Origin of the sequence: Actinophytocola sp., assembly GCF_035762905.1 — a bacterium.
Classification (GTDB): Bacteria; Actinomycetota; Actinomycetes; order Mycobacteriales; family Pseudonocardiaceae; genus DASYTH01.
Genome location: NZ_DASUCC010000099.1, coordinates 14,047 through 34,324 on the forward strand (window position 1 = coordinate 14,047; position 20,278 = coordinate 34,324).

Here is a 20,278-nt window from a genome sequence, read left to right on the forward strand (position 1 = left end):
GTGGGCCCTGCTCGCGTCGTCGGATTTCGGTAGCCCTGCTGACAACCGCGCTACTGGCCGGGACGCATGCGGTAGCTCAGGCGCACACCGGCACAGCCGCGCCGGCCCAGGTGTCCGCCACCCCCGCGCAGCGCATCGACAACATCGGCGCCTCGGGTGCGTGGTGGGTCAACGACTCGGACCCTGGTGGTCAACAACCTCAACACCACGGCGGCCACGGTGGAGGTCACGGTCGGCGGGGTGTCCGGGTTGCGTCCGGTGAGCGCACACCGCACCAGCGCCACGCAGAACCTCGCCCGGATCGCCAACCCGCCGGTCTCCGGCGCCACGGTGTCGCTGTCGTTGCCGGCCCGCGGCATCACCACCTACGTGTTCGAGCGGTGAACGTCCGGCCGGATCATGGGTACGGTCTGCTGTCGGACGGCTTGGGCGAGGGTGCGGATGCCGCGGCGGATCTGGTGGTCGCTGACGTTGCCGAAGCCGAGTACGAGAGCGGGTGGGCACGGCTCGGTTTCCGCGCCCGCGGGCGCGAACCGGTAGTGGGCGAGTCCGTTGACCCGGACGCCCATGATCGCCGCGGTCGTCACGACGGCGCGTTCGGATGTCCCGTCGGGGAGGCGCAGCAGGGCGTGGCAGCCGGCTGCCAGCCCGTGTAACCGGCCCGGTCCGAAGGCGAGTTCGGCCTCGGCTGCCAGCACGTCGCGGCGTGCGTGGTAGATCTCCCGCACACGTCGCAGATGGCGGTCGAACCGGCCCGACTCCATGAGCAGCGCCAGCGCTTCCTGGTCCAGCCCGGGGGCGTCGCGACAGCTGAGCCGTTTCTCCTCGACGATCCCGGCCACGAACGGCGCTGGCGCGAGCACCCAGCCCAGCCGGATCGCGGGTGCGAGCGTCTTGCTGACCGATCCCAGCGCGATCACCCGGGCGGGGTTGAGGCCCTGCAGCGAGCCGACCGGCTGCCGGTCGTATCGGAACTCGGCGTCGTAGTCGTCCTCGAGGATCACCCCGTCGACCTCGTCGGCCCAGGCGACCAGGTCGCGGCGCCGCGACGGGCCGAGCGCGACACCGGTGGGGCATTGGTGGGCCGGTGTCAACAACACCGCCCGGGCCCCGGTCCGGCGCAGGCGGTCCACGTCGAGGCCGTGGTCGTCGACCGGAACCGGCACAGCGGAGAGGCCCGCGCGGCGGGCGATCACGTCGTGCTCGCGGGGGCCGGGATCCTCCAGCGCGATGCGCTGGATGCCGTGCCGTGCCAGCGTCGCGAGGACGAAAGCCAGCCCCTGCCGGAAACCCGAAACGACGACGGCGTCCTCTGCGACCGCGCAGCCCGACCGAACGCGACGGTGGTAGGCGGTGACAACCTCTCGCAGATGCCGGCAACCGGCCGGGTCCCCGTCCCCCAACGCGGCGGTTGGCATGGTCCGCGTCGCCTCCGCCACCGCCCAACTCCATGCGGTCAGCGGCACCGAGCCGAGATCGGGAATGCCGTACTCGAAGTCGGCCTCGACCGGTCGGGGTGCGGCCGAGGTCGCAGCGCCGCCGGGCGGTTGCCGGGCCGGCCCGCCGGAGGGCATCGTGGCCACCCGTGTCCCGGAGCCGACCGCCGACTCGACGTACCCCTCGGCCAGCAACTGCTCGTAGACATCGACGACCGTGCCTCGGGAGACGCCGAGCAGTTCGGCCAGGTGTCGCGTCGACGGCAAGCGCTCTCCGGCGCCGAGCCGCCGATCGCGGATCGCCGCCCGCAACTGGTCCTGGAGCTGAATCCGGAGCGGACCAGCGCCGCGGTCCAGCGCCACCGGTAGGTCGGGGCCACCACGAGCCCAGTGCACGGTCATGCCACCAGTACACCAAATGGTCCGCTCCACGGATCGGCGAATGGACCTTCCGACTGGACCGCATCGGCCGCAGGCTGGGTGCCATGAACCTCGGAATCCTCCTGGCCCTCTCCTCGGCTCTCGCGTACGGCGCCGCGGACTTCATCGGCGGTGTCGGCTCGCGCCGGTACTCCTCATGGCAGGTCGTTCTGGTCGGGCAGGCCGCCGGCGCGCTCGTCATGCTCCTGGCCGGCCTGATGCTGCCGGGTAGCCCGGCCACAACGGACTTCGCCTGGGCGCTGCTGGCCGGACTCGGCTCGGCGACCGGCAGCATCTTCCTGTTCCGCGGGCTCGCCCGCGGCCGGATGGGCCTCGTGGCGCCGATCTCGGCGGTCGGGGCCGCGGTCCTGCCCGTGCTGGTGGGTGTGGTCCTCGGCGAGCGTCCCAGTGGGCTGGTCTGGGTCGGTGTGCTCGCCGCACTTCCGGGGATCTGGTTGGTCTCCCGCCAGACCACATCGGATCAACCGACGCGCACGCCGGGAGCGCTCGCCGACGGCGCCATCGCGGGCGTGGGCTTCGGCGTTCTGTTCATCGCACTCGCCCAGATCTCGGCCGACGCCGGCCTGCTGCCGCTGGCCGCCAACCAACTCATCGGCGCGATCCTGACCATGGTCGCCGCCACCAGCCTCGGACAGCCCTGGCGTCCCCGCCGCGGCATGGGCGCGGGCGTGGTCGGCTGGGGCAGCGCCTCCGGCGTGCTCGGCGCCACGGGCACCCTCGCGTTCATGGTCGCCACCGAAGCGACCAGCCTCGGCATCGCCGGAGTCCTCGCCTCCCTCTACCCGGCCGTCACCGTGCTGCTCGCGGCCGGCGTGCTCGCAGAGCGGGTCAGCATCGGACAACGAACGGGCATCGGGATCTGCACGCTCGCCGTAGCCACGCTGGCTCTTGGCTGAACCACGACACGGCAACTGACGACAGGAGACCACGAATGAACGACACAAGCGGAGGAGTCCCATGCTGACGCAGGTTGCCGAGGGTGTGCTGATCCACCAGAGCGAGTTGCTCCGGAACAACACCGTTGTCGTGCACGGCCGGGCCGGCGTGTTGCTGATCGACCCCGGGATCCGGGGCGATGAGATGGTCTGCCTGGCGAACGACCTTCGTCAGTTGGGCCGGCCCGTCCTGGCAGGCTTCTCGACGCATCCTGATTGGGATCACGTGCTCTGGCATGCCGAGCTTGGCGAAGCGCCGCGTTACGGTACAGCCCGCTGTGCCGCTGCAATGCAAGCTCTGCGGGCGAACGCGGACTGGCAGGCCCGCGTCTTCGGGGGGTTGCCGCCGGAAATCGCCGAGGAGATCCCACTGGACCTGTTCGGCCGCATAACGGGTCTGCCTGTTGACACTGCGCGGATTCCTTGGGATGGCCCGCAAGTCCGCATCATCGAGCATCCGGCGCATGCCCCCGGCCATGCGGCACTGTTGATCGAAGAACGCCGGGTTCTCGTCGCCGGCGACATGCTCTCTGATGTCTTCATTCCGATGCTCGACGACGTGAACGGCACCAATGACCCGATCGAGGACTACCTCGTCGGGCTGCGACTGCTCGAAGACGTGGCGGACGACGTCGATGTCATCGTCCCGGGGCACGGCTCCGTCGGCAGAGCTGACCAGGTCAGCGCACGGATCGAACAGGACCGCGCGTACATACACGCCCTGCGTGACGGGAACGATCCCGACGACCCGCGAATCGGCCCATCGGCCAAGCCCGGCTGGGAATGGGTCACCGACATCCACACCGGGCAACGCCGGCGCTTCGCCCAAAGAACCGAGCGCGACGAAACTCCCGGCTAGCGAACCGGTGACCAGACGAGGTTCCGCATTCGTCAGAGCGGTTCCGGCGCTGGGCCGTTCACCGGCCGGTCACTGGATCTGCTCGGCCAGCGCGACGAGGATGCCCGCGGGGCCGCGGAGGTAGCAGAGCCGGTAGCTGTTCTCGTAGCGCACCAGCTCGCCGAGGAGTTCGGCTCCGTGTGGCCGCAAGCGGTCGATGATGTCGTCGATGTCGTCGACGGCGAACATGATGCGATGTGCGCCCAGCGTGTTCGCCGGAGCGCGCGGGTCAGCGTCTCGGCTCGACGGCGTGTGGTATTTGGTCAGCTCGAGTCGTCCGTGGCCGTCCGGGGTGCGCATCATCGCGATGTCCGACCGGACTCCGTCGAGCCCGACGAGCCGATCCACCGTGCTGCCCTCGACTGTCGCCTCGCCTTCCAGTTCCAGTCCGAGTTCGGCGAAGAACGCCTTGGCAGCCGGGAGGTCGTCGACGACGATGGCGATGTTGTCCATTCGCTGGATCGTCCCGCGCCCAGGGCCTCGCTGGTCGGTGTCGTCCATGATGATCTCCTTTCGAGGCAAGCGCTTCCCATTCGGCGGCGGGTGTGCGTGTTCAGGCGCGCTGACGTTGCTTCTGTTGCGCCATGAGCTCCTCGATGGCGGTGGGCAGGGTGGTCTCGAAGTCGATCAGCTTGACCCAGGTCGGCTTCACCACGACCCGGACCATGCCGTCGTAGAGCGACTTCACGCCGGCCTCCCACTCGGCCCGTTGCTCGGGCGTCATCTCGTAGGTGCCGTTCCACTGGAAGTACTCCTCGGGGATGCCGTCGACGACATCCAGCTCCGCCTGGCCGCGGATCAGCAGGATCTTCGGCGGGTGCGACTCGGTGTCGATCGTCAGCGCGACCGCGGGATTGCGGCGCAACGCCGGGAGTTTCCGCGCGTTCGTCGCGGTGCACATGACGATTTCCGTGCCGTTCCAGACGATTCCGATCGGGATCGACCGCGGGGTGCCGTCCAGTGCGATGAAGGCCAGCCTGGCCAGGTCACGGGCCAGCAGTTCCCGGCTGAGTGGGCGGTTGAGTACCTCGTCGATGGCGTTCTGGTCCATGGTTCGAGCTCCTCAGTTGTAGTAGCGGCGGGCGCTGGATCCGACGCGGGTGATGTCGGTGCCGTAGATGTGCAGGCCGATGGCGATCTCGTCGCCGACGTTGCGGATGCGGTGGATGTCGCCGGGCGGCGCGAGACCGCTGACCTCGCCGGGAGGGTTGTCCCGCGTGCCAAGGGGGTTGAGCGCTTCGTCGAACAGTTCCTCGTGCTCGATGCCGGACAGCACGCCCACGACGCACCAGGTGATGTGGTCGTGGATCCGGGTGGTCTGCCCGGGCCGCCAGACCAGGCCGAGGATGGAGAACGCCCCGTCGGGCTCGGCGTGCAGCAGGTGGCCCGCGACCCGGTCGGGCCGGCCGAGACGCTGACCGGGCGTCAGGATCTCGGGGCCGGGCAGGTGTGTGCGGAGCTGACCGGCGACCAGTTCCGCGGTGTCCGGCCAGCCGGTCCGCACGTCGATCGCCTGGCGTACGGCCGTGACGAGATCGGTGAGCGTCGCCAGAGAGCGGGTCATCGCACCGTCCTCCTTGCCAGAGCGGGTTCGTCCCCCTCACCCTCCCGCACGCCAACTCATTCGTCCAATGACAATAATTGGGCTAACTCATGTGTACTCTTTATGCATGCTGGATATCCTGCGGTTACGCGTTCTCGCGGCGATCGCCGCGCAGGGCTCGGTCACCAAGGCCGCCAAGCACCTGAACTACTCCCAGCCCGCCGTCAGCCATCATCTGGCCAGGCTGGAGGCCGAGACCGGGGCCAAGCTCGTCCAGCGGATCGGCCGGGGCATCCGGCTCACCCCGGAGGGCGAGCACCTGGCCCGCCGCGCCACCGAGATCGTCGGCCGGGTCGACACCGCCGCCGCGGAACTGTCCGCGATGGTGGGCCTGCGCACCGGCCGCGTCCGGGTCGCCGGCTTCCAGTCGGCGCTCGCCGCGCTGGTGCCGCACGCCGCGGGCACCCTGCGCCGCGAACACCCCGGCATCGAACTGCACCTGATCGAGGCCCACCCGCGCGTGGCACTCGATCTGCTGCGGGCCGGGCAGGTAGACGTCGCGGTCGTCTTCCGCTACGACGACACGACCCCGGACGACATCCGCGCCACCCACCTGTTCGACGACCCGATGTACCTGCTCAGCCTCGAACCCGACCAGACACTGACCGGCAACCGCGACTCCGCCTGGATCGCGGGCTGCGAGAACTGCCGCCGCGAGTTCCTCCAGGCCTGCGACAAGGCGGGCTTCGTCCCGCCCATCGCATTCACCGCCGACGACATCATCGTCAAACAGGCACTGGTCGCCGCGGGCATGGGCGTGACCACCATGCCAGGGCTGGCACTGCGCACCCACCACGCCCCCGGAATCGCAGCCAGCCTCCTTCCCGACTTCCGGCGGCGCGTCTCCCTGGCCACCTATGGCGACCCGCCGGACCCGCCCGCGACCACCGCCTTCATCACCGCGCTACGCCACGCCGTCCAGCAGACCCGACCAGGCCATCCCCAACCGAGTTAGCGATCAAACGGCACCAGCATCCCGTGCACTTCACCCTCGCCAACAGGGCTGTCTGGCCGCTCAGGTTCGAGTCCACCTGACCAGCAGTGCGCTGAGGCTGCCCCGATTGGTGAGGTTGAGTTTCCGGTAGATGAGCTCGAGGTGCTTGTGCACCGTGCGCGGGCTGATGCCGAGGTTGCGGGCGATTTCGCGGTCGGTGCTGCCGCCGGCCACGTGCGCTGCCACCTGCCGTTCCCGGGATGTCAGATCCGGCAGCCGGGCGAGTGATCGTTCGGCCTGCTCGGTGAGCCGGGTGGTGTGCCGGCTCGCGGCCAGCAGCGCCGCGATCCGTTCCCGCCGGGCAATCGCCTGGGACACGTGTGGTGCCAACAGGTCGACGATGTCGCGGTCGCGGCGGGAGAAGCCCGGCCGGGACCGGTTGAACAGCAACACGGTGCCCCGCCGGCCGTTCAGGTTGACCACGCAGAGCAGTTGGTCGGCGGTCTGGTCCGGACGGTAGTAGTCGACGTACAACGGCAACTGTCGCAGCGTGCGCAGATCCGCGAGGTCGGTCAATGCCGCCGAGGTGCCGGTCGGCAGCCGGCCGGAGCGGCAGGCCGCGAACCCCGGGTGCTGCGCGACCGCGGCGGCGAACCCGGGCCGGGCAAGCAGGTTGCGGTCGGGGCGGGTGGTGGTGACGATGGTCAGCCGCCGCGTCACGGAATCGTGGCCGATCACGCCGGCCGTGTCGGAGCCGACCAGGCGCTCAAGCGCGGCAAGGCTGGAGCGCACCACCTCGTCATCGGTGTCGTCCGCGTTCAGCTCTCGCACCAGTTCGAGGGCGCGTCGCAGGTCGCGTGCCGTCACATCGCTCATGGACTACCTGAAGCCGGCGACATCCCGCAGATACCCGCTCGTCTCTGATTCACCCCAAAGGATGTGCCGGTACTGCGCAGAAGTACGTATGGATTGCGCGGGCCGTGGTTGGTGGTATGGACACCGGCCGGCAGGGACCGGCCAACCAATGTCGTCGCCGGGACGGCCGGACCGTGTCCGGCGGCCGAGGGAGGAACATCTCAATGCAACGAGTGACGAAACGCCGCCGCACGACCTGGTGGCTGCTGGCCACGCTGGCCAGCCTGGGGGTGCTCTCCGCAACCGCCGCCCCGGCCGCGGGAACTGCTCAGGCGCCGGCCGGCCCATCCAGACCGGCCGCTCCGGGTGGCGGTCCCGACGTGCCCGGCGCAGACGCCCCGGCGGCCGTGCCGGCCGGCGTCGCGGCAAGCACGAGCGGCTTCTACCGGATCCGGGTGCGTGACACCAACCGGCGCATGGAAACCGAGTGGGCCGGCATCGAGGACGGTTTCCGGATCATGGCGGGGACCGGAACAGGTCCCGGGTACCTGCCGTCGCACTGGACCCTCGTGCCGCTCGGCGGTGACCGGTACAGCTTCGTCAACCGCAACTCGGGCAGGTGCCTGGACGTCCCCTTCACCAACGCCGGCGTCGACGTGGTGCAATGGAGCTGCCACGGCGGAACCAACCAGCAGTTCCACGTCAAGCCGGTGGCGTTCCCCAACTTCTACCAGATCAGTGCTTCCAACGCCCCGGAGAAGGTGCTCGAGGCCGATCCCACGACGAACCCGGACAAGACCATCCAGCAGTGGTGGCCCAACGGCGGGCTGTACCAGCAGTTCTGGTTCGAGCCGGTCTGACAACAGCGCACGCTCCGACCTTCCCGAACCGTGCGGGCGAAGTCGGTCCGCACGACGCTCCAGTGATCATTCCCGGCCCAGGGATTGTTGTGGCTGGACTGGAAGTCTGGTTGTGTCGTGGCATGAATCGGGTGATCATCGTCCTGACGGCGTTCGGGCTGCTGGTGGTGCCGTCGGCGGTGGCGTCGAGCATCGGGACCTCGATCACCGTGCTCCAGCTCAATATCTGCCACGGTGGTTGGGCCGACTGTTATCGGGGCGATGCGGTGCTGGCCAGGGCCGCCGAGGTGATCAGGTCGAGCAGGCCGCAGGTGCTGTCGGTGAACGAGGCGTGTTCCGGTGACATCGAGCGGCTGCGGCCGGCGATGGGACCCGCGCGTGCGGTGTTCGTCGCGGCCCGCAACCTCGACGACACGCCCGTACTGTGCCGGGGCAGTGACCAGCGCTACGGCAACATCATCATGGTGGGGAGCAGCTTCACCGGTGTCACCGAGGAGTCCGGCACCTTCGCCGCCCAGTACACGGCCGCGGACGGCATCGGCGAGCAGCGGTCCTGGGCGTGCCTGCCCGCGACCCGACTCAGCGCCTGCACCACGCACCTGTCCTCGGACAACCCGCCGACCGCGCTCGCACAGTGCCAGGACCTGATGCACCGCGCGGCCGACTACCCACGGCCGGTCATCGTCGCCGGCGACTTCAACCTGCACGACCAAGGCTCGCCAAGTATGCGGGACTGCGACCTCAACGACTTCTCCCGCCGGAGCGACGGCACCGTCCAACACATCTACGCCAGCAACGACCTGTCGTTCGCCCAGACCACCGAGATCGACATGATGGGCACCACCGACCACCCCGGCTGGCTGGTCACCGTGACAACTCCCTAGCCCACCACAGCGACGCTGCCGTTTGCGGGCTGCTCAGTGGCGTGCTCCGCGGCGCTGTTTCAGCTGCGTCCCCGGAGGAAGGGAACTCGATGCGGCGCAGGTGGACCGGCCGCAACATTGGGGTCCGGTGTCGGCGAATCGTGGATCGCAGATTGCGGCGGCGAGTTCGGTCGCGCGTTCTTCGGAAAGTCCCCATGACTGCCAAACCGGCCGGGAGCGCTCGAGAAATTGTTGCGGGTTTCCCAGCCGGACCGCGTCCTGGTACCGATCCGGATGCGCACAATCCAGTGCCTCGGCGAGAATGGAGACGGCGTGCCGGACCGCGAGCCGATCGCTGGCGTAGCGAGACCATTTCTGGTGACAGCTTTGATGCACGCAGCTCACCGTGTCGGCGCCCCGCGAGGTGGCGTAGTCCGCGAGCCGGGACCGGTGCGCCCTGATGCTCTCCGCGGTTTGCGGTCGTCTCGTCCACTCCGGCTGCGGTGATCCCGGTTCCCGAGCGCTTGCCGTACACGGGCTGTCCTCGGAGAACCCGTCGTAGAGGTCGACGACCTCGACGCCCGGCACCATCGCCAGCAACCGCGCCATCGCGGTCTGCGCCTGCAGGTGCACCGGACTCCACGAGTGCGATTCGGCCAGCACCCGCCGGCGCACCCGCTTGCGCCACGGCATCGCATCGCCCAACTCGCGCACCCGCTCCTCGAGGAAGGTGATCACCTGCACCTCCCGCACCGGATGCCGGACGCCGTCGGTCATGAGCCGCCGCGCCGCCGCCGCTGTCGTCGTCTGCTGGCAGGCCGTGCACCAGTTCACGTGCACCGTCGCGCCCCATCCCAGGCTCCGCTCGAGCCGGGTGAGGCGGAGCCGTTCCGCGACGGCGGGGCGACCGATGCTGCCGAACGGCTTGCCACAGCAGGCCGCCGCCGGCCCGGCCGCGGCGACGAACCTGACGCCGAGCGCATCGAGCACGCTGACGGTGTCAAGCAGCAGGTGCGGCGTGACCTGAACACTGCAGCTCATGTTCACGTACACGTCGGCCCCCGGTGCCGAACGCGGCCGGCGGTCGAACCACGTGAGCTCGTCCCGGGACATCAGCATGCGGCCGTGGTCCGCCCAGTTCCGGAACATCGTGCCGGGACGGTGGGCCGCCGCGGCCACGCCGTCGATACCAATAATCTGTCGCCAGCTGAGCAGGTAGAGCCGGCTGGCCGGGATGCCGCCCAGTGCGTCGAGGATGCTTTCCAACTCCGCCCGCGTCGGCAGAACCCGGCCCACTTCGATCTGGGAGTACCAAGCTGGGTCGATGCCGGCCTGCACGGCGAGATCATCCGGCGTATCGAAACCCGCCGCGGCCCGCTCATCCGCCAAATTGTTCGGGATCAGGGGATTGCCCACCTCCACGACGATACGCCCGGCCACCCGGCCCCGTCCCATACCGATGTTCCACCACTTTGGTGCGGTTGCGATACAGGTCCACCAGTAGCCACCAATACCCTTAAGTAAAACCAGACTCCGTGAGTGAATCGGCCGTAGACTCGGACCGGCGGCCACGCTTTGATGGAATCGTGACTCGAAGTGCAAGCGAGCAGCTCGCCGATCATGTCCATGGTCTTTCCTTCGACGACCTGCCCGGTCCGGTGGTGGACAAGACGAAGGAACTGCTGCTGCACCATGTCGGTCTCGCGTTACGGTGCGGCGGCGACCCGCTGGGCCGCCAAGCGGTGCAGGTGGCCCACTCGCTCAGCGGTAGCAACACCGACTGCACGGTGATCGGCCAACCGCGCGGCGCCAGCCTGCTCGACGCCGTGTTCGCGAACGCAGTGCTCATGAGCTGCCGGGGGCTTGACGACTTTCAGCTGCCGCCCGCGGTGCATCAAGGGGTCGTGACCTACCCGATCGGTCTCGCGCTCGGCGAGCACGGGCACACCTCCGGGCGGGAACTCATCACCGCGGTGGTGACCGGTTACGACACGCAGGCCAAGCTCGCCCGTACCATGTTCAGCTGGCAGCTACCGGTTCCCCGGCACCAGTACAGCCTCTTCGCCGCGTTCAGCGCGGCCGCGGTTGCCGCTCGGCTGCTCAAGCTCTCCCGCGAACAAACCGCGCACGCGCTCGCACATGCCGCGCACCTGGGTGCGGGTCTGGCCGAGGCCGGCGACATGATGGGCCCGCTCCAACCGCTCGTGGCTCGCAACGGCGCCATGGCGGCGTTCCTGGCGCAGGCGGGTATCCCCATGGCCCGCACCAGCATCGAAGGCGAGCACGGCCTGTTCCGCACCGTCGCCGGCCACGTGCCCGGCACCCTTGCAGAAAGCCTGTCGACCCTCGGCCAGGACTTCGAGATCACCAGGGCATCGCCGAAGCGGTACGGCGGCAGCGGCCTCAACATCGTCCCGCAGGAACTGACGCTGGAACTGCTCAAGACCAACGCCCTGACCGCCGACGACATCACTCGCGTCGACATCACTCTGCCCAGCGAGCGCGAACAACGCGAAACACTGATGCAGACCCGACTCGATCAGGGATTCCGGCCCTTGTGGTCAGCGCGCTTCCTGGTCGCCAGTGTCATCGCATGCGGTGCGATCGATCCACTCCGCTACCCACGGCGCGGCGACACCTACCTCGAGCGGGCACTGGAAAAGGTCCACCTGCACTTCGAACCCGGCCGACCGATCCGCTACGCCCGCATCGAGATCACCGCCACCACCACGCGTCGGCACGTCGCCGAAGGAGACGACCACGTCTTCCCACCGGTGGACGCCTACACCTGGCTAGCCGAAGGCGGCACGCTCTCCGACAGTCAAATCCACAAGCTGGTCAAACTCATCGCCACCCTCGAAGACGTCGCTGACGTCGCCGAGATCACCACCTGCCTGACCCCGGCCAGCGCGCCCCGGTGAGATGCCGCCCATTACGCACATGGCCCAACTCCGGATGAGCAAAACCATGGACCGGTTGATCGCCTGAACGACCGACGATGACACGGTCGACGAGGCCGGCGTTCATTCCGGGGCCGCGCCGGCCGGCGTCACCATGCCGGCTGGGTCCAAGGCCCGCACCGATGACGATCGCGTTGCCTACCTGACCACCGAAGGTTCACCGGCGCGGTGCGTACATGATGACCGCGACGCCGAGCAGACACAGGCCGGCGCCGAGGTAGTCCCATCGGTCGGGCCGGAACTTGTCCACCAGCACACCCCAGGCCAGGGAGCCGGCGACGAAGATCCCGCCGTAGGCGGCCAGGATCCGGCCGAAGTGCGGCTCGGGCTGGAAGGTCGCGACGAAACCGTAGGCGCCCAACGCGAGCACACCGGCGGCGATCCACAGCAGCCCGCGGTGCTCCCGCCAGCCCTGCCAGACCAGCCAGACGCCACCGATCTCGGCCAGCGCGGCCAGCACGAACAGCAACACGGACCGGACCACGGTCATGATCGGGACCGTACCGCGCGAGATCCGAGATCCGAGACCAAACCCTCAGGCCGACTCGAGGGTCAACCCCCGAGGCGATCAAACACCACACCGGCGGGCTGGACCTGGTGCACCGTGCCGGCGGAGTTGGCGCTGAAGACCACTCCGCGCGCGGCGAGCCGCTCGTTGAGTCCGTCGACGGACTCGACCAGGGTGTCGGGCAGGGCGTAGTACTCCTCGAGGGTGGCCCGGGCCGGCTCGTTGTCGGTCACGGCCGCGTCGTAGCGCACCTCATCGCCCTCGGTGGTGATGTCGAAGGCGAAGAAGGCGCAGCAGGCCTTCTCCCGTGCGGCCAGGTCCCGCAGCCATGCCTCGATGCCGGGCTCCGCCCGGAACCGGAACCGGATCCCCGCCGTAGTGCGTTCCCGCCCGAGGAAGGCCGCGTGGGTGAACAGCCGCCGGTACTCGGCCAGCCGTTCGATGTCGGTGTCGGGAGCGTCGGTCATGTCGCACACGATCGGGGTGGACGCGTCCGGGATCTGCATGGTCAGGCTCCTTGTCGCTGGTCTTGCGTGGCGTTCGACTCGACCCTAGAGTCTGGACCAGGGTCCAGAGTCAAGAGGTGACGCGGGTGAAGATCGGACAGGTCGCCCAGCAGGCCGGGGTCAGCGTCGACACGGTCCGCTTCTACGAACGCCGCGGCGTGCTGCCCGCCGCGGACCGCAGACCCTCCGGCTACCGGGTGTTCAACGAGTCCACAGTGGACCGGATCCGCACCGCCAAAGCCCTCCAGGACATGGGCTTCACCCTCGATGAGGTCATCGACGCCCTGCACGCCCACGACACCGGCGGCGCCACCTGCGACAGCGAACGCTGGCGCCTGCAGGCTGTCATCGACCGCATCGACACCAAAATCGCCGACCTGCAACGCGCCCGCCAACACGCCCAGGACATCCTCCACGACTGCCGAACCGGCCACTGCCGACTCAACCTCCAGCCGGCACACCCGGCCAATCACCAACGCTGACCCGGTTTCCTCCCCAGGGGGCCGCAAGCAGCCCACCGTTGGCCCACGCGAAGCCGGTCGCGATCAGGTAGACCGACCTGATCCCCGCCGCGACGGTGAGCAACTTGCGGGTGTTGCGCAGCCGCGACTCCAGCCGCTCCTGCGGCGTCGGTCAGCCGCGGTAGCACTCGGCAAGGGCGGAGAAGGCGGCCTTGGGTTCCCAAGGTAGGTCGGGGTAGGTGCGGCCGTGATCTCGATGCGGTGGGGTCCGGTTCACTTCTGCACGGGTGCCGTCCCCGGAGGCGGGTGGGGCGGTGTGGGGGTCGCGCAGGCTGTGATGATCTTGGTCATGGTGTTGCGGAAGTGCTCGCGGTCGCGGGGTGTGAGCGGTGCGAGGAGTTGGTTGAGCTCGGCGGTCGCCGCGGCGTGGACCGCGGCCGCTGCCTGCTGGCCGGTGTCGGTGAGCGTGACGCGCAGGGCGCGCCGGTCATCCGGAACGGGTGTTCGCCGGACGAGGCCGCGCCGTTCGGCTCGGTCGACGAGGCCGGTGAGCGCGGCTTTCTCCACACCGAAGCACTGAGCCAGATCCGCCATCCCCCGGGGACCGAAGGCCAGGACGCACAGCAGTCGGGCCTGGACGGGGGTCAGGTCGTGGCGTTCGGAGATCCGCGCCTGGATGCCCTGCACCAGGCGGGAAAGCTGGATCAGCCCGTTCGCAGGATCGAGATCGTCCTGCGCCCCACGGTGTCGGCCGGCCGCCGCACACCCCGACCCCATCGCCGTGATTGCGATGTCTTGCTCACCTTCGCCCACTACCCTACCGTACACGAGGTATATAGTTAATGACACGTACAGTAAATGGCATGAACCAGGGATGACCGCACTGGTCAAGCGGTCGCACGAGGAGGCGTGGTATGTCGTTCACCGACAACGAGCTCGAGTACCTGGCCAGCCAGCGACTCGGCCGGCTGGCCACGGCGCAGCCGAACGGCACGCTTCAGGTCAGCCCGGTCGGATTCCGCTACAACAGCGACACCGGCACGATCGACATCGCCGGGCACGGGATGGCCCGCAGCCGCAAGTTCCGCAACGTCGCCGACAACGGCCGGGTCGCGTTCGTGGTCGATGACCTCGCCTCGGTCCAGCCGTGGCGGCCGCGGTGCCTGGAAATCCGCGGGCGAGCCGAGGCGCTCACCGAACCCACCGATTCCGCCTGGGCCACCGGCCCGCAGATGGGGTTCGACGGGGCGATCATCCGGATCCACCCCAAGCGCATCATCAGTTTCGGCATCGGTGAGACCAACAGTGACGTCCGCCAGTTCACGATCAACCGCCGCACCGTCGGCTGACCGACCCAGGAGATGAGATGAGCTTCGACACCCGCAACGGCACCCGCGGCGCCCGCCAACCCCGCGCCGGGCGACTGATGCGCTGGATGAACACGATGGCCGCGAAGCGAATCCGCCGCAAGGGCGGCAGGTTCATGGGCTTCAACGCTCTCATCCTCACCACCATCGGCGCCAGGAGCGGAACCGAACGCACCAACCCGGTCGGCTACTTCCCCGCCGGCGACGAGGACGGCTGGCTGATCGTGGCATCCGCGGCCGGTGCGCCGAAGAACCCGGCCTGGTACTACAACATCGCCGCACACCCCGACAAGGTCCAGATCGAGTTAGCCGGCCGCACGATCCCCGTCAGCGCCGAACAACTCCACGGACCCGAGCGCGAACAAGCATGGCGACAGATCACCACCGCCGCGCCCCGGTTCGCCCAATACCAGGTGAAGACCGACCGCGAACTGCCGATCATCCGCCTGACATCCCGACCCGGCTGACCCAGCACCGCAAACCCCAGCACCACTATCCCAGCCAGCGGCCGACAGCCGCGTCAGACCGAGAGCCCACAACCGGCGCAGCCACCACGAGCGACCGCAGCCGGCAAGCCGGCCCACTGTCCAATCTGGACGACTGGCCGATGTAGACACGAAACCCGCCGGATTCATCTCGACTTGACACATGCCCATATGGGAATATGATGGCGGCCATGGCACGAGCAGCGACGACGTCGGACGTCTTCAACGCGATCGCCGAGCCGCAGCGCCGGGAGATCCTGGTGCTGCTGCGAGTGGGTGAGCGGCCGGTGACCGACCTGGCCCGGGAGTTGGGGATGAGCCAGCCAGGGGCGTCCAAGCACCTGCGGGTGCTGCGGGAGGTCGGGCTGGTGCGGGTCCGCGGGGCGGGCAAGCAGCGTCTGTACGGCCTGGACGCCCGCGGGCTGCGGCCGGTGCACGAGTGGGCCGGCGGGTTCGAGCGGTTCTGGAACGAGAGCTTCGACCGGCTGGAGGCCTACGTGCAGGACCTCAAGCAGACACGGCAGGAGAAGTAGCTGATGAGCGCGACGGAACGAGCAGCCCCGGCGCAGTCCGCGACGGCCGACCGCGAGATCGTCATCTCCCGGGTCATCCACGCCCCACCAGAGTTGGTGTTCGAGGCGTTCACCGAGGTCCGGCACCTGTCGCAATGGTGGGGACCGGACGGGTTCAGCACCACCACGCGGTCCTTCGAGTTCCGCGTCGGCGGCGAGTGGGACTTCGTGCTGCACGGGCCGGACGGCACGGACTACCCCGAGTGGATCTGTTGGACCGAGATCACCCCGCCGAAGCGGATCGCGCTGCGCCACGGTGAATCCCGCGACGACCCGAACGCCTTCGAATCGGTCCTGACGTTCGAGCCCGACGGTGCGGCGACCCGGATCCAGCTGCGCACGGTGTTCCCCACCAGACAACTGCGCGACGAGGCGGTCGAGAAGTACCACGCGATCGAGGGCGGAGCGCAGACCCTTGCCAACCTGGCCGCCTACCTCACCGAGATCGTCCGGAAGGGAGCGCAGGACTGATGGCCGGCAAGGTGTTCTTCAGCGTGTCGATGTCGCTGGACGGCTTCATCGCACCCGAGTCCCACGCCGTCGGTGTTCGTGCCATGGAGAGCTTCAGCGCGCCCGAGGAGCGCAGCACCGACCCGGACGTGCAGCGCTGGATGACGCAGTGGATGCAACTGCAGCAGTGGATCTTCCCGCAGCGGTTCTTCCGGGAGAACCTCAACCTCGGCGAGGGCGGCGAGGAGGGCCGCGACAACGACATCGCACGGGAAACGTTCGAGCGCACCGGCGCAAGCGTCATGGGCAAGCGCATGTTCGACCTCGGCGAAAAGTCATGGCCCAGGGAGGCGCCGTTCCACACCCCGGTCTTCGTCGTGACGAACGACAAGCGTGATCCCTGGCAGCGGCCCGGCGGCACCACCTTCCACTTCGTCAACGACGGCATCGAGCCCGCCCTCGACCAGGCCCGCCAGGCCGCCGGCGACCGCGACGTCCGCATCGCCGGCGGCGCCGCAACGATCCTGCAGTACCTCAACGCCGGCCTGATCGACGAGTTCTCGATCACGCTCTCCCCCGTGCTGTTCGGCTCCGGCACCCGCCTGTTCCAGGGCGTGGACGCTGACCGCGTGGCCCTGCAGCCGCTCCGCGCGGAGCCCTCCCCGAGGGTGACGCACCTGACCTACACCGTCCGACAACGGTAGCCGCACGGCCGACCACACGGTGGCCATCGCCGGCCACGGTCGGCTGAGGCGTTTGCTGGGCTCAGGCGCACATGCGGAGGTCTTCGCGTGGGGTTGCCGGGGTCGGTGGGGCAGCCACGGGGCTGACGTTTCGGGCGCGGGCGAGTTGGGCGACGCCGAAGCCGCTGAGCAGGGCGCAGCCAGCGGCGGCGATCACTTCGACGGGGGTGGTGCCGAGGCGCTCACCGAGGAAGACCAGCCCGATCGTGGTGGCGGAGGCGGGGTTGACGAGGTTGGTCACCGCCAGGGGCGCGCCGAGCCCGTTGCGATAGGACCGCTGGGTGAGCACGGTCGCGGTGACCGCGAACACGCCGATGGCGAGGATGGCCAGGATCGTGATGGGCCGCAGCAGCGCCGTCGCGCCTGCGGTGCCCACGGTCACCACAACCGTTTGGCACAGCGCGGAGCAGACCGAGTACCCAGCGCCACCCGCGACGGCCTCCCAGAGGGTCGATGCTCCCGGTCGTCGTCCCAGCAGAGCGAGAACGGTGATGAGGGCGGCCGTGGCGACGAGCAATCCGATGAGCTCAGCGGAGGCGAGCGTCTGGGTCCCGCTCGCGGTGGAGATGATGACGGTGAGGCCGGTGAGGCCGAGCACGGTGCTTGTCACGCCGCTCAGCTCGAGCCGCGACACCCGACGCCGCGCCATCAGCGCCGCCAGGGGAACGGCGATGACGAGGGTGAGCACGCCGAGGGGCTGGATCAGCGACAGCGGACCGAAGCCCAAGGAGGTGACGTGCAGCGCGGCACCCAGACCGTTGAGCCCCAACGCCGCCCACAGTGCCGGGACGCCGGCCAACTCCCGCACGGTCAGGTGCGCGTGGCGAGCCTGGATGAGCGCCGCCGTCGCGTAGGCGATTGCAACCGCCACGCACAGCGCGATCGCGATGATCAGGTCGGTCATGGCAGCGGCCGCTCGATCCTCCGGTTCGCCCGCGCAACGGGCTCAGGTCCAGTCTCCTTCGGACGCGCCGAAGGCTCGGCAGCGGTGGTACCGCCAGGTCCTCCCAGACGGTAACCGCTGAGGATCGACTACGGGGGCAATTTCAGCAGTGAGCCCTCGCACTCCACGCGCAGGCACACCTTCGGCCCCGCCGGTTCCTCCTGATTTCTCAGGCCGGACCCCGTCCGAGGAAGACCCCGGGGTCCATCCCCGTCGATGGTCCGGACAAGGCGGCGGTCACGCATTTCCAGGAATCGCGAGATCGGGGTACACCAGCGGTCGCTGGCCAGTGACAAAGCCGATCATCGACTTGTTCTGCTTGATGATGTCCCGCAATAGGGCCACTCCCTCGGCGCGGCCGCCCTTGCGGGCGTAGGCGACATGCTTGCCGCGGAACAGGAGCAGCGCGTGCAGCACCGTGGTCAGGGCGGCGGCCGAGTCGTGCACGGTGGCGTCGTGCGCGCCGGGACCGGTCAACGCCGCGCGCACCCGGGTGGTCAGGGACGGCACGGCCAGCCACCGCACGCGCAGCGCCCGCCAGCGCGGCATCGTGTACGGCAGGGCCCACTCCCGGTACTCGGCGAGCTCGCCGGAGCCGTGGTCGGACTCCCACACCAACGTGTCGATCACGGCCAGCGGGACGTGGGCCGCGGTGGGGCCGAAGTACCTGCCGGTGCCCACGTCGATCTCGTCGAAGTAGGGCAACAGCTCCCCGTAGAAGAACTCGGGCGTGAGCCGCTCGTGCGCGAGGTCCATGGCCGCGGCGAACGCGTCGAGCTCGCCGGCCAGTTCGGTCAGCAGCAAAGGGAACTCGGGCTGGTCCGGCCGCGCGCCGGCCAGTCGTTCGGCCAGGCCGATCGCCGCGCCGTAGCGGCGCATCGCGATGCGCACGACCTCGATCGCGGCGCTTTCCTGAGGATCGCCGGTGAGGGTCCGCTGCCGGTCGCCGGTGGGGTTCATCTCCGTGTAGTGGTGGATGGTTTCGCGCGGGATCATGTCGGTGCGCCGGCCAAGTTCGACCAGCACCGGTTCGGCGTGTGGCACCACCTCGATCGGCTGCACCCCGTGCCGTTGCAGCGAAGCGAGGAACATGCCGAGATCGCGCATGGCCGCGAGGCACTCGTGGTACGACAGGCCCGCCAGCACCGGCGGGGCCGGCAGCAGCGCAGACAGAGTGGCGGTGATCGCGGGCACGTCCCGCCGGGCGTTGAGTTCCGGCAGCCGCGCGCAGGCGTTGGCGGCGGACAGCGGATCCAACGCCGCGACCCGCTCGGGGACGAACTCGGCGTCGATACAGACCGGTCTCATTTCATTTCCCCAGTGGCTCGAACGGAATGAGTGGACCAGCGCGGAGATCATCGTCCGTTTGGAGCAGTGTGTCGCGGATGACATCCTACCCGATCACTGGTAGGAAACCGGCATGAAGTACCGGCGGCTCGGGGACAGCGATCTGCGGGTCTCGATGGTGGCGTTGGGGTGCGGATGCTTCGGCGGTTTCGGGGCCATACCGGAGTTTCTCGGCTACGGGGAGGACGAGCGGCAGGCCCGGGCGTTGTTGAACGCCGCGCTCGAGCACGGGATCAACCTGCTGGACACCGCCAACACCTACGGTGGCGGGCGGTCGGAGGAGTGGATCGGGCGCTGGCTGCGCGACCGCCGTTCCGTGCGCAACGAGCTGATCATCACCACCAAGGTGGGCACCCCGGCCGGTCCGGGGGAGCAAGACCGCGGACTGTCCACCGCGCACATCCGAGCCCAACTCGAGGTGAGTCTGCGGCGGCTGGGCACCGACCGGGTCGACCTGTACCTGTCGCACGAGCCGGATCCGCAGACCCCACTTGAGGAAACGCTCACCGAGTTCGACAAGCTGATTCGGGCCGGCAAAATCCGGTACTACGGTCTGGCCAACGTCAACGCCGCGGAGATCGCGGCGGTGCTGGAGACCGCCGACGCCGGTGGCCTGCCCCGACCGGTGAACGTCCAGGTCGGGCACAACCTGCTCGACCCGGCGCCGGCCACCACCCTGGACATCTGCCGCGAACACGGCATCGGGGTCACCGCGTTCAGCGCGCTGGCCGGCGGCTGGCTGGCCGGTGCCTACCAACCCGGCGTCCCGTACCCGCCCGAGTCCCGCATGGCCGTGATGGCGCAGCGCTACCGTCCCATGGAGCGCCTGGCCGAGGCCGGCGTGCTGGACTCGCTGTGCGCCGAGGCCGACCGCCGCGGCATCGCCCTGCCCACCCTGGCCCTGGCCTGGCTGCTGTCCGACCCGGTGCTGTCGGCCGGACTCACCGCGCCGCAGACCCCCGAGCAGATGACACCGTCCGTTGCCGCCGTCAACCACCTCCTCGACGAAGCGGATCGCGCCGCCCTAACCGCGATCGTCGCGGCCGCGGCCCAGCCGGGCTAGGCATCGACCGGCAGTCGTTGGTGAAGCAGGCCACCGCCCGGGCTCGGC

General features: G+C 69.1%; 25 protein-coding genes. 14 read left to right on the top strand and 11 right to left on the bottom strand.

What is annotated here, in order from left to right:
* Nucleotides 1-186: 186 nt before the first annotated feature.
* A complete protein-coding gene (locus VFV67_RS21980) occupies nucleotides 187-384 on the top strand; it encodes a hypothetical protein (RefSeq protein ID WP_326472487.1) in 198 nt (65 codons plus the stop codon).
* Here VFV67_RS21980 and VFV67_RS21985 read toward each other — a convergent pair.
* Nucleotides 366-1,838 carry a PLP-dependent aminotransferase family protein gene (locus VFV67_RS21985; protein WP_326472488.1) on the bottom strand — a complete coding sequence of 491 codons (1,473 nt, stop codon included), beginning with the start codon at nucleotides 1,836-1,838 and terminating at the stop codon, nucleotides 366-368. The two genes, VFV67_RS21980 and VFV67_RS21985, sit on opposite strands and share 19 nt — an antisense overlap.
* Nucleotides 1,839-1,921: 83 nt before the next feature.
* Between VFV67_RS21985 and VFV67_RS21990 the strand changes: the two genes are divergently transcribed.
* Entirely contained in the window at nucleotides 1,922-2,773 is an 852-nt protein-coding gene (locus VFV67_RS21990; protein ID WP_326472489.1) for an EamA family transporter, read from the top strand.
* A gap of 61 nt (nucleotides 2,774-2,834) precedes the next feature.
* Entirely contained in the window at nucleotides 2,835-3,671 is an 837-nt protein-coding gene (locus VFV67_RS21995) for an MBL fold metallo-hydrolase (protein WP_326472490.1), read from the top strand.
* Between the two features lie 69 nt (nucleotides 3,672-3,740).
* Here the strand turns inward: VFV67_RS21995 and VFV67_RS22000 are convergent, their stop codons facing one another.
* From VFV67_RS22000 to VFV67_RS22010, 3 genes are read right to left on the bottom strand one after another with little or no spacing between them, the layout of a single operon-like run.
* Nucleotides 3,741-4,211 (bottom strand): VOC family protein, encoded by a 471-nt coding sequence (locus VFV67_RS22000; RefSeq protein WP_326472491.1) that lies wholly within the window; start codon nucleotides 4,209-4,211, stop codon nucleotides 3,741-3,743.
* A gap of 52 nt (nucleotides 4,212-4,263) precedes the next feature.
* Nucleotides 4,264-4,761, bottom strand: a complete 498-nt coding sequence (locus VFV67_RS22005) for a pyridoxamine 5'-phosphate oxidase family protein (RefSeq protein ID WP_326472492.1) — start codon at nucleotides 4,759-4,761, stop codon at nucleotides 4,264-4,266.
* 12 nt (nucleotides 4,762-4,773) lie between these two features.
* The gene (locus VFV67_RS22010) at nucleotides 4,774-5,274 is read right to left on the bottom strand and encodes a cysteine dioxygenase family protein (protein WP_326472493.1); all 501 of its coding nucleotides are present in this window, start codon (nucleotides 5,272-5,274) and stop codon (nucleotides 4,774-4,776) included.
* A 106-nt stretch (nucleotides 5,275-5,380) separates the two neighbouring features.
* Between VFV67_RS22010 and VFV67_RS22015 the strand changes: the two genes are divergently transcribed.
* Entirely contained in the window at nucleotides 5,381-6,268 is an 888-nt protein-coding gene (locus VFV67_RS22015) for a LysR family transcriptional regulator (RefSeq protein WP_326472494.1), read from the top strand.
* A 60-nt stretch (nucleotides 6,269-6,328) separates the two neighbouring features.
* On the opposite strand, the gene VFV67_RS22020 is transcribed toward VFV67_RS22015, so the two are convergent.
* On the bottom strand, nucleotides 6,329-7,123 hold the full coding sequence (locus VFV67_RS22020) for a helix-turn-helix transcriptional regulator (RefSeq protein WP_326472495.1): 795 nt from the start codon (nucleotides 7,121-7,123) through the stop codon (nucleotides 6,329-6,331).
* Between the two features lie 203 nt (nucleotides 7,124-7,326).
* On the opposite strand from VFV67_RS22020, the gene VFV67_RS22025 reads away from it, so the two are divergent.
* Together VFV67_RS22025 and VFV67_RS22030 are read left to right on the top strand one after the other, a co-directional pair.
* Nucleotides 7,327-7,962 carry an RICIN domain-containing protein gene (locus VFV67_RS22025; protein WP_326472496.1) on the top strand — a complete coding sequence of 212 codons (636 nt, stop codon included), beginning with the start codon at nucleotides 7,327-7,329 and terminating at the stop codon, nucleotides 7,960-7,962.
* Between the two features lie 122 nt (nucleotides 7,963-8,084).
* Nucleotides 8,085-8,846: an endonuclease/exonuclease/phosphatase family protein gene (locus VFV67_RS22030; protein ID WP_326472497.1), complete on the top strand. Its 762-nt coding sequence runs from the start codon at nucleotides 8,085-8,087 to the stop codon at nucleotides 8,844-8,846.
* A gap of 33 nt (nucleotides 8,847-8,879) precedes the next feature.
* Here VFV67_RS22030 and VFV67_RS22035 read toward each other — a convergent pair whose 3' ends face one another.
* Nucleotides 8,880-10,397 carry a helix-turn-helix transcriptional regulator gene (locus VFV67_RS22035; RefSeq protein ID WP_326472498.1) on the bottom strand — a complete coding sequence of 506 codons (1,518 nt, stop codon included), beginning with the start codon at nucleotides 10,395-10,397 and terminating at the stop codon, nucleotides 8,880-8,882.
* Between VFV67_RS22035 and VFV67_RS22040 the strand changes: the two genes are divergently transcribed.
* Nucleotides 10,361-11,746 (top strand): MmgE/PrpD family protein, encoded by a 1,386-nt coding sequence (locus VFV67_RS22040; RefSeq protein WP_326472499.1) that lies wholly within the window; start codon nucleotides 10,361-10,363, stop codon nucleotides 11,744-11,746. The genes VFV67_RS22035 and VFV67_RS22040 overlap by 37 nt on opposite strands.
* Before the next feature lie 196 nt (nucleotides 11,747-11,942).
* Here VFV67_RS22040 and VFV67_RS22045 read toward each other — a convergent pair whose 3' ends face one another.
* Both VFV67_RS22045 and VFV67_RS22050 read right to left on the bottom strand, forming a co-directional pair.
* Nucleotides 11,943-12,275 (bottom strand): YnfA family protein, encoded by a 333-nt coding sequence (locus VFV67_RS22045; RefSeq protein ID WP_414636324.1) that lies wholly within the window; start codon nucleotides 12,273-12,275, stop codon nucleotides 11,943-11,945.
* A gap of 62 nt (nucleotides 12,276-12,337) precedes the next feature.
* Nucleotides 12,338-12,799, bottom strand: a complete 462-nt coding sequence (locus VFV67_RS22050; RefSeq protein ID WP_326472500.1) for a hypothetical protein — start codon at nucleotides 12,797-12,799, stop codon at nucleotides 12,338-12,340.
* Between the two features lie 86 nt (nucleotides 12,800-12,885).
* Here VFV67_RS22050 and VFV67_RS22055 point away from each other — a divergent pair, with 86 nt between their 5' ends.
* On the top strand, nucleotides 12,886-13,281 hold the full coding sequence (locus VFV67_RS22055) for a MerR family transcriptional regulator (protein ID WP_326472501.1): 396 nt from the start codon (nucleotides 12,886-12,888) through the stop codon (nucleotides 13,279-13,281).
* 252 nt (nucleotides 13,282-13,533) lie between these two features.
* On the opposite strand, the gene VFV67_RS22060 is transcribed toward VFV67_RS22055, so the two are convergent.
* The gene (locus tag VFV67_RS22060) at nucleotides 13,534-14,073 is read right to left on the bottom strand and encodes a MarR family transcriptional regulator (protein ID WP_326472502.1); all 540 of its coding nucleotides are present in this window, start codon (nucleotides 14,071-14,073) and stop codon (nucleotides 13,534-13,536) included.
* A gap of 101 nt (nucleotides 14,074-14,174) precedes the next feature.
* On the opposite strand from VFV67_RS22060, the gene VFV67_RS22065 reads away from it, so the two are divergent.
* From VFV67_RS22065 to VFV67_RS22085, 5 genes are all read left to right on the top strand, one after another.
* Nucleotides 14,175-14,609 carry a PPOX class F420-dependent oxidoreductase gene (locus VFV67_RS22065; RefSeq protein ID WP_326472503.1) on the top strand — a complete coding sequence of 145 codons (435 nt, stop codon included), beginning with the start codon at nucleotides 14,175-14,177 and terminating at the stop codon, nucleotides 14,607-14,609.
* 17 nt (nucleotides 14,610-14,626) lie between these two features.
* A complete protein-coding gene (locus VFV67_RS22070) occupies nucleotides 14,627-15,094 on the top strand; it encodes a nitroreductase/quinone reductase family protein (protein ID WP_326472504.1) in 468 nt (155 codons plus the stop codon).
* Nucleotides 15,095-15,303: 209 nt separating this feature from the next.
* Entirely contained in the window at nucleotides 15,304-15,645 is a 342-nt protein-coding gene (locus VFV67_RS22075) for a metalloregulator ArsR/SmtB family transcription factor (protein ID WP_326472505.1), read from the top strand.
* A 3-nt stretch (nucleotides 15,646-15,648) separates the two neighbouring features.
* Nucleotides 15,649-16,155: an SRPBCC family protein gene (locus VFV67_RS22080; RefSeq protein WP_326472506.1), complete on the top strand. Its 507-nt coding sequence runs from the start codon at nucleotides 15,649-15,651 to the stop codon at nucleotides 16,153-16,155.
* Nucleotides 16,155-16,838 (top strand): dihydrofolate reductase family protein, encoded by a 684-nt coding sequence (locus VFV67_RS22085; protein WP_326472507.1) that lies wholly within the window; start codon nucleotides 16,155-16,157, stop codon nucleotides 16,836-16,838. The genes VFV67_RS22080 and VFV67_RS22085 overlap by 1 nt, the downstream gene beginning before the upstream one ends.
* Before the next feature lie 61 nt (nucleotides 16,839-16,899).
* Here the strand turns inward: VFV67_RS22085 and VFV67_RS22090 are convergent, their stop codons facing one another.
* Nucleotides 16,900-17,781: a hypothetical protein gene (locus VFV67_RS22090; RefSeq protein ID WP_326472508.1), complete on the bottom strand. Its 882-nt coding sequence runs from the start codon at nucleotides 17,779-17,781 to the stop codon at nucleotides 16,900-16,902.
* A gap of 276 nt (nucleotides 17,782-18,057) precedes the next feature.
* A complete protein-coding gene (locus VFV67_RS22095) occupies nucleotides 18,058-19,128 on the bottom strand; it encodes a monodechloroaminopyrrolnitrin synthase PrnB family protein (protein WP_326472509.1) in 1,071 nt (356 codons plus the stop codon).
* Nucleotides 19,129-19,240: 112 nt separating this feature from the next.
* On the opposite strand from VFV67_RS22095, the gene VFV67_RS22100 reads away from it, so the two are divergent.
* Nucleotides 19,241-20,230, top strand: coding sequence for an aldo/keto reductase (locus tag VFV67_RS22100; RefSeq protein ID WP_326472510.1), 990 nt, complete (start codon nucleotides 19,241-19,243; stop codon nucleotides 20,228-20,230).
* Nucleotides 20,231-20,278 lie beyond the last annotated feature (48 nt).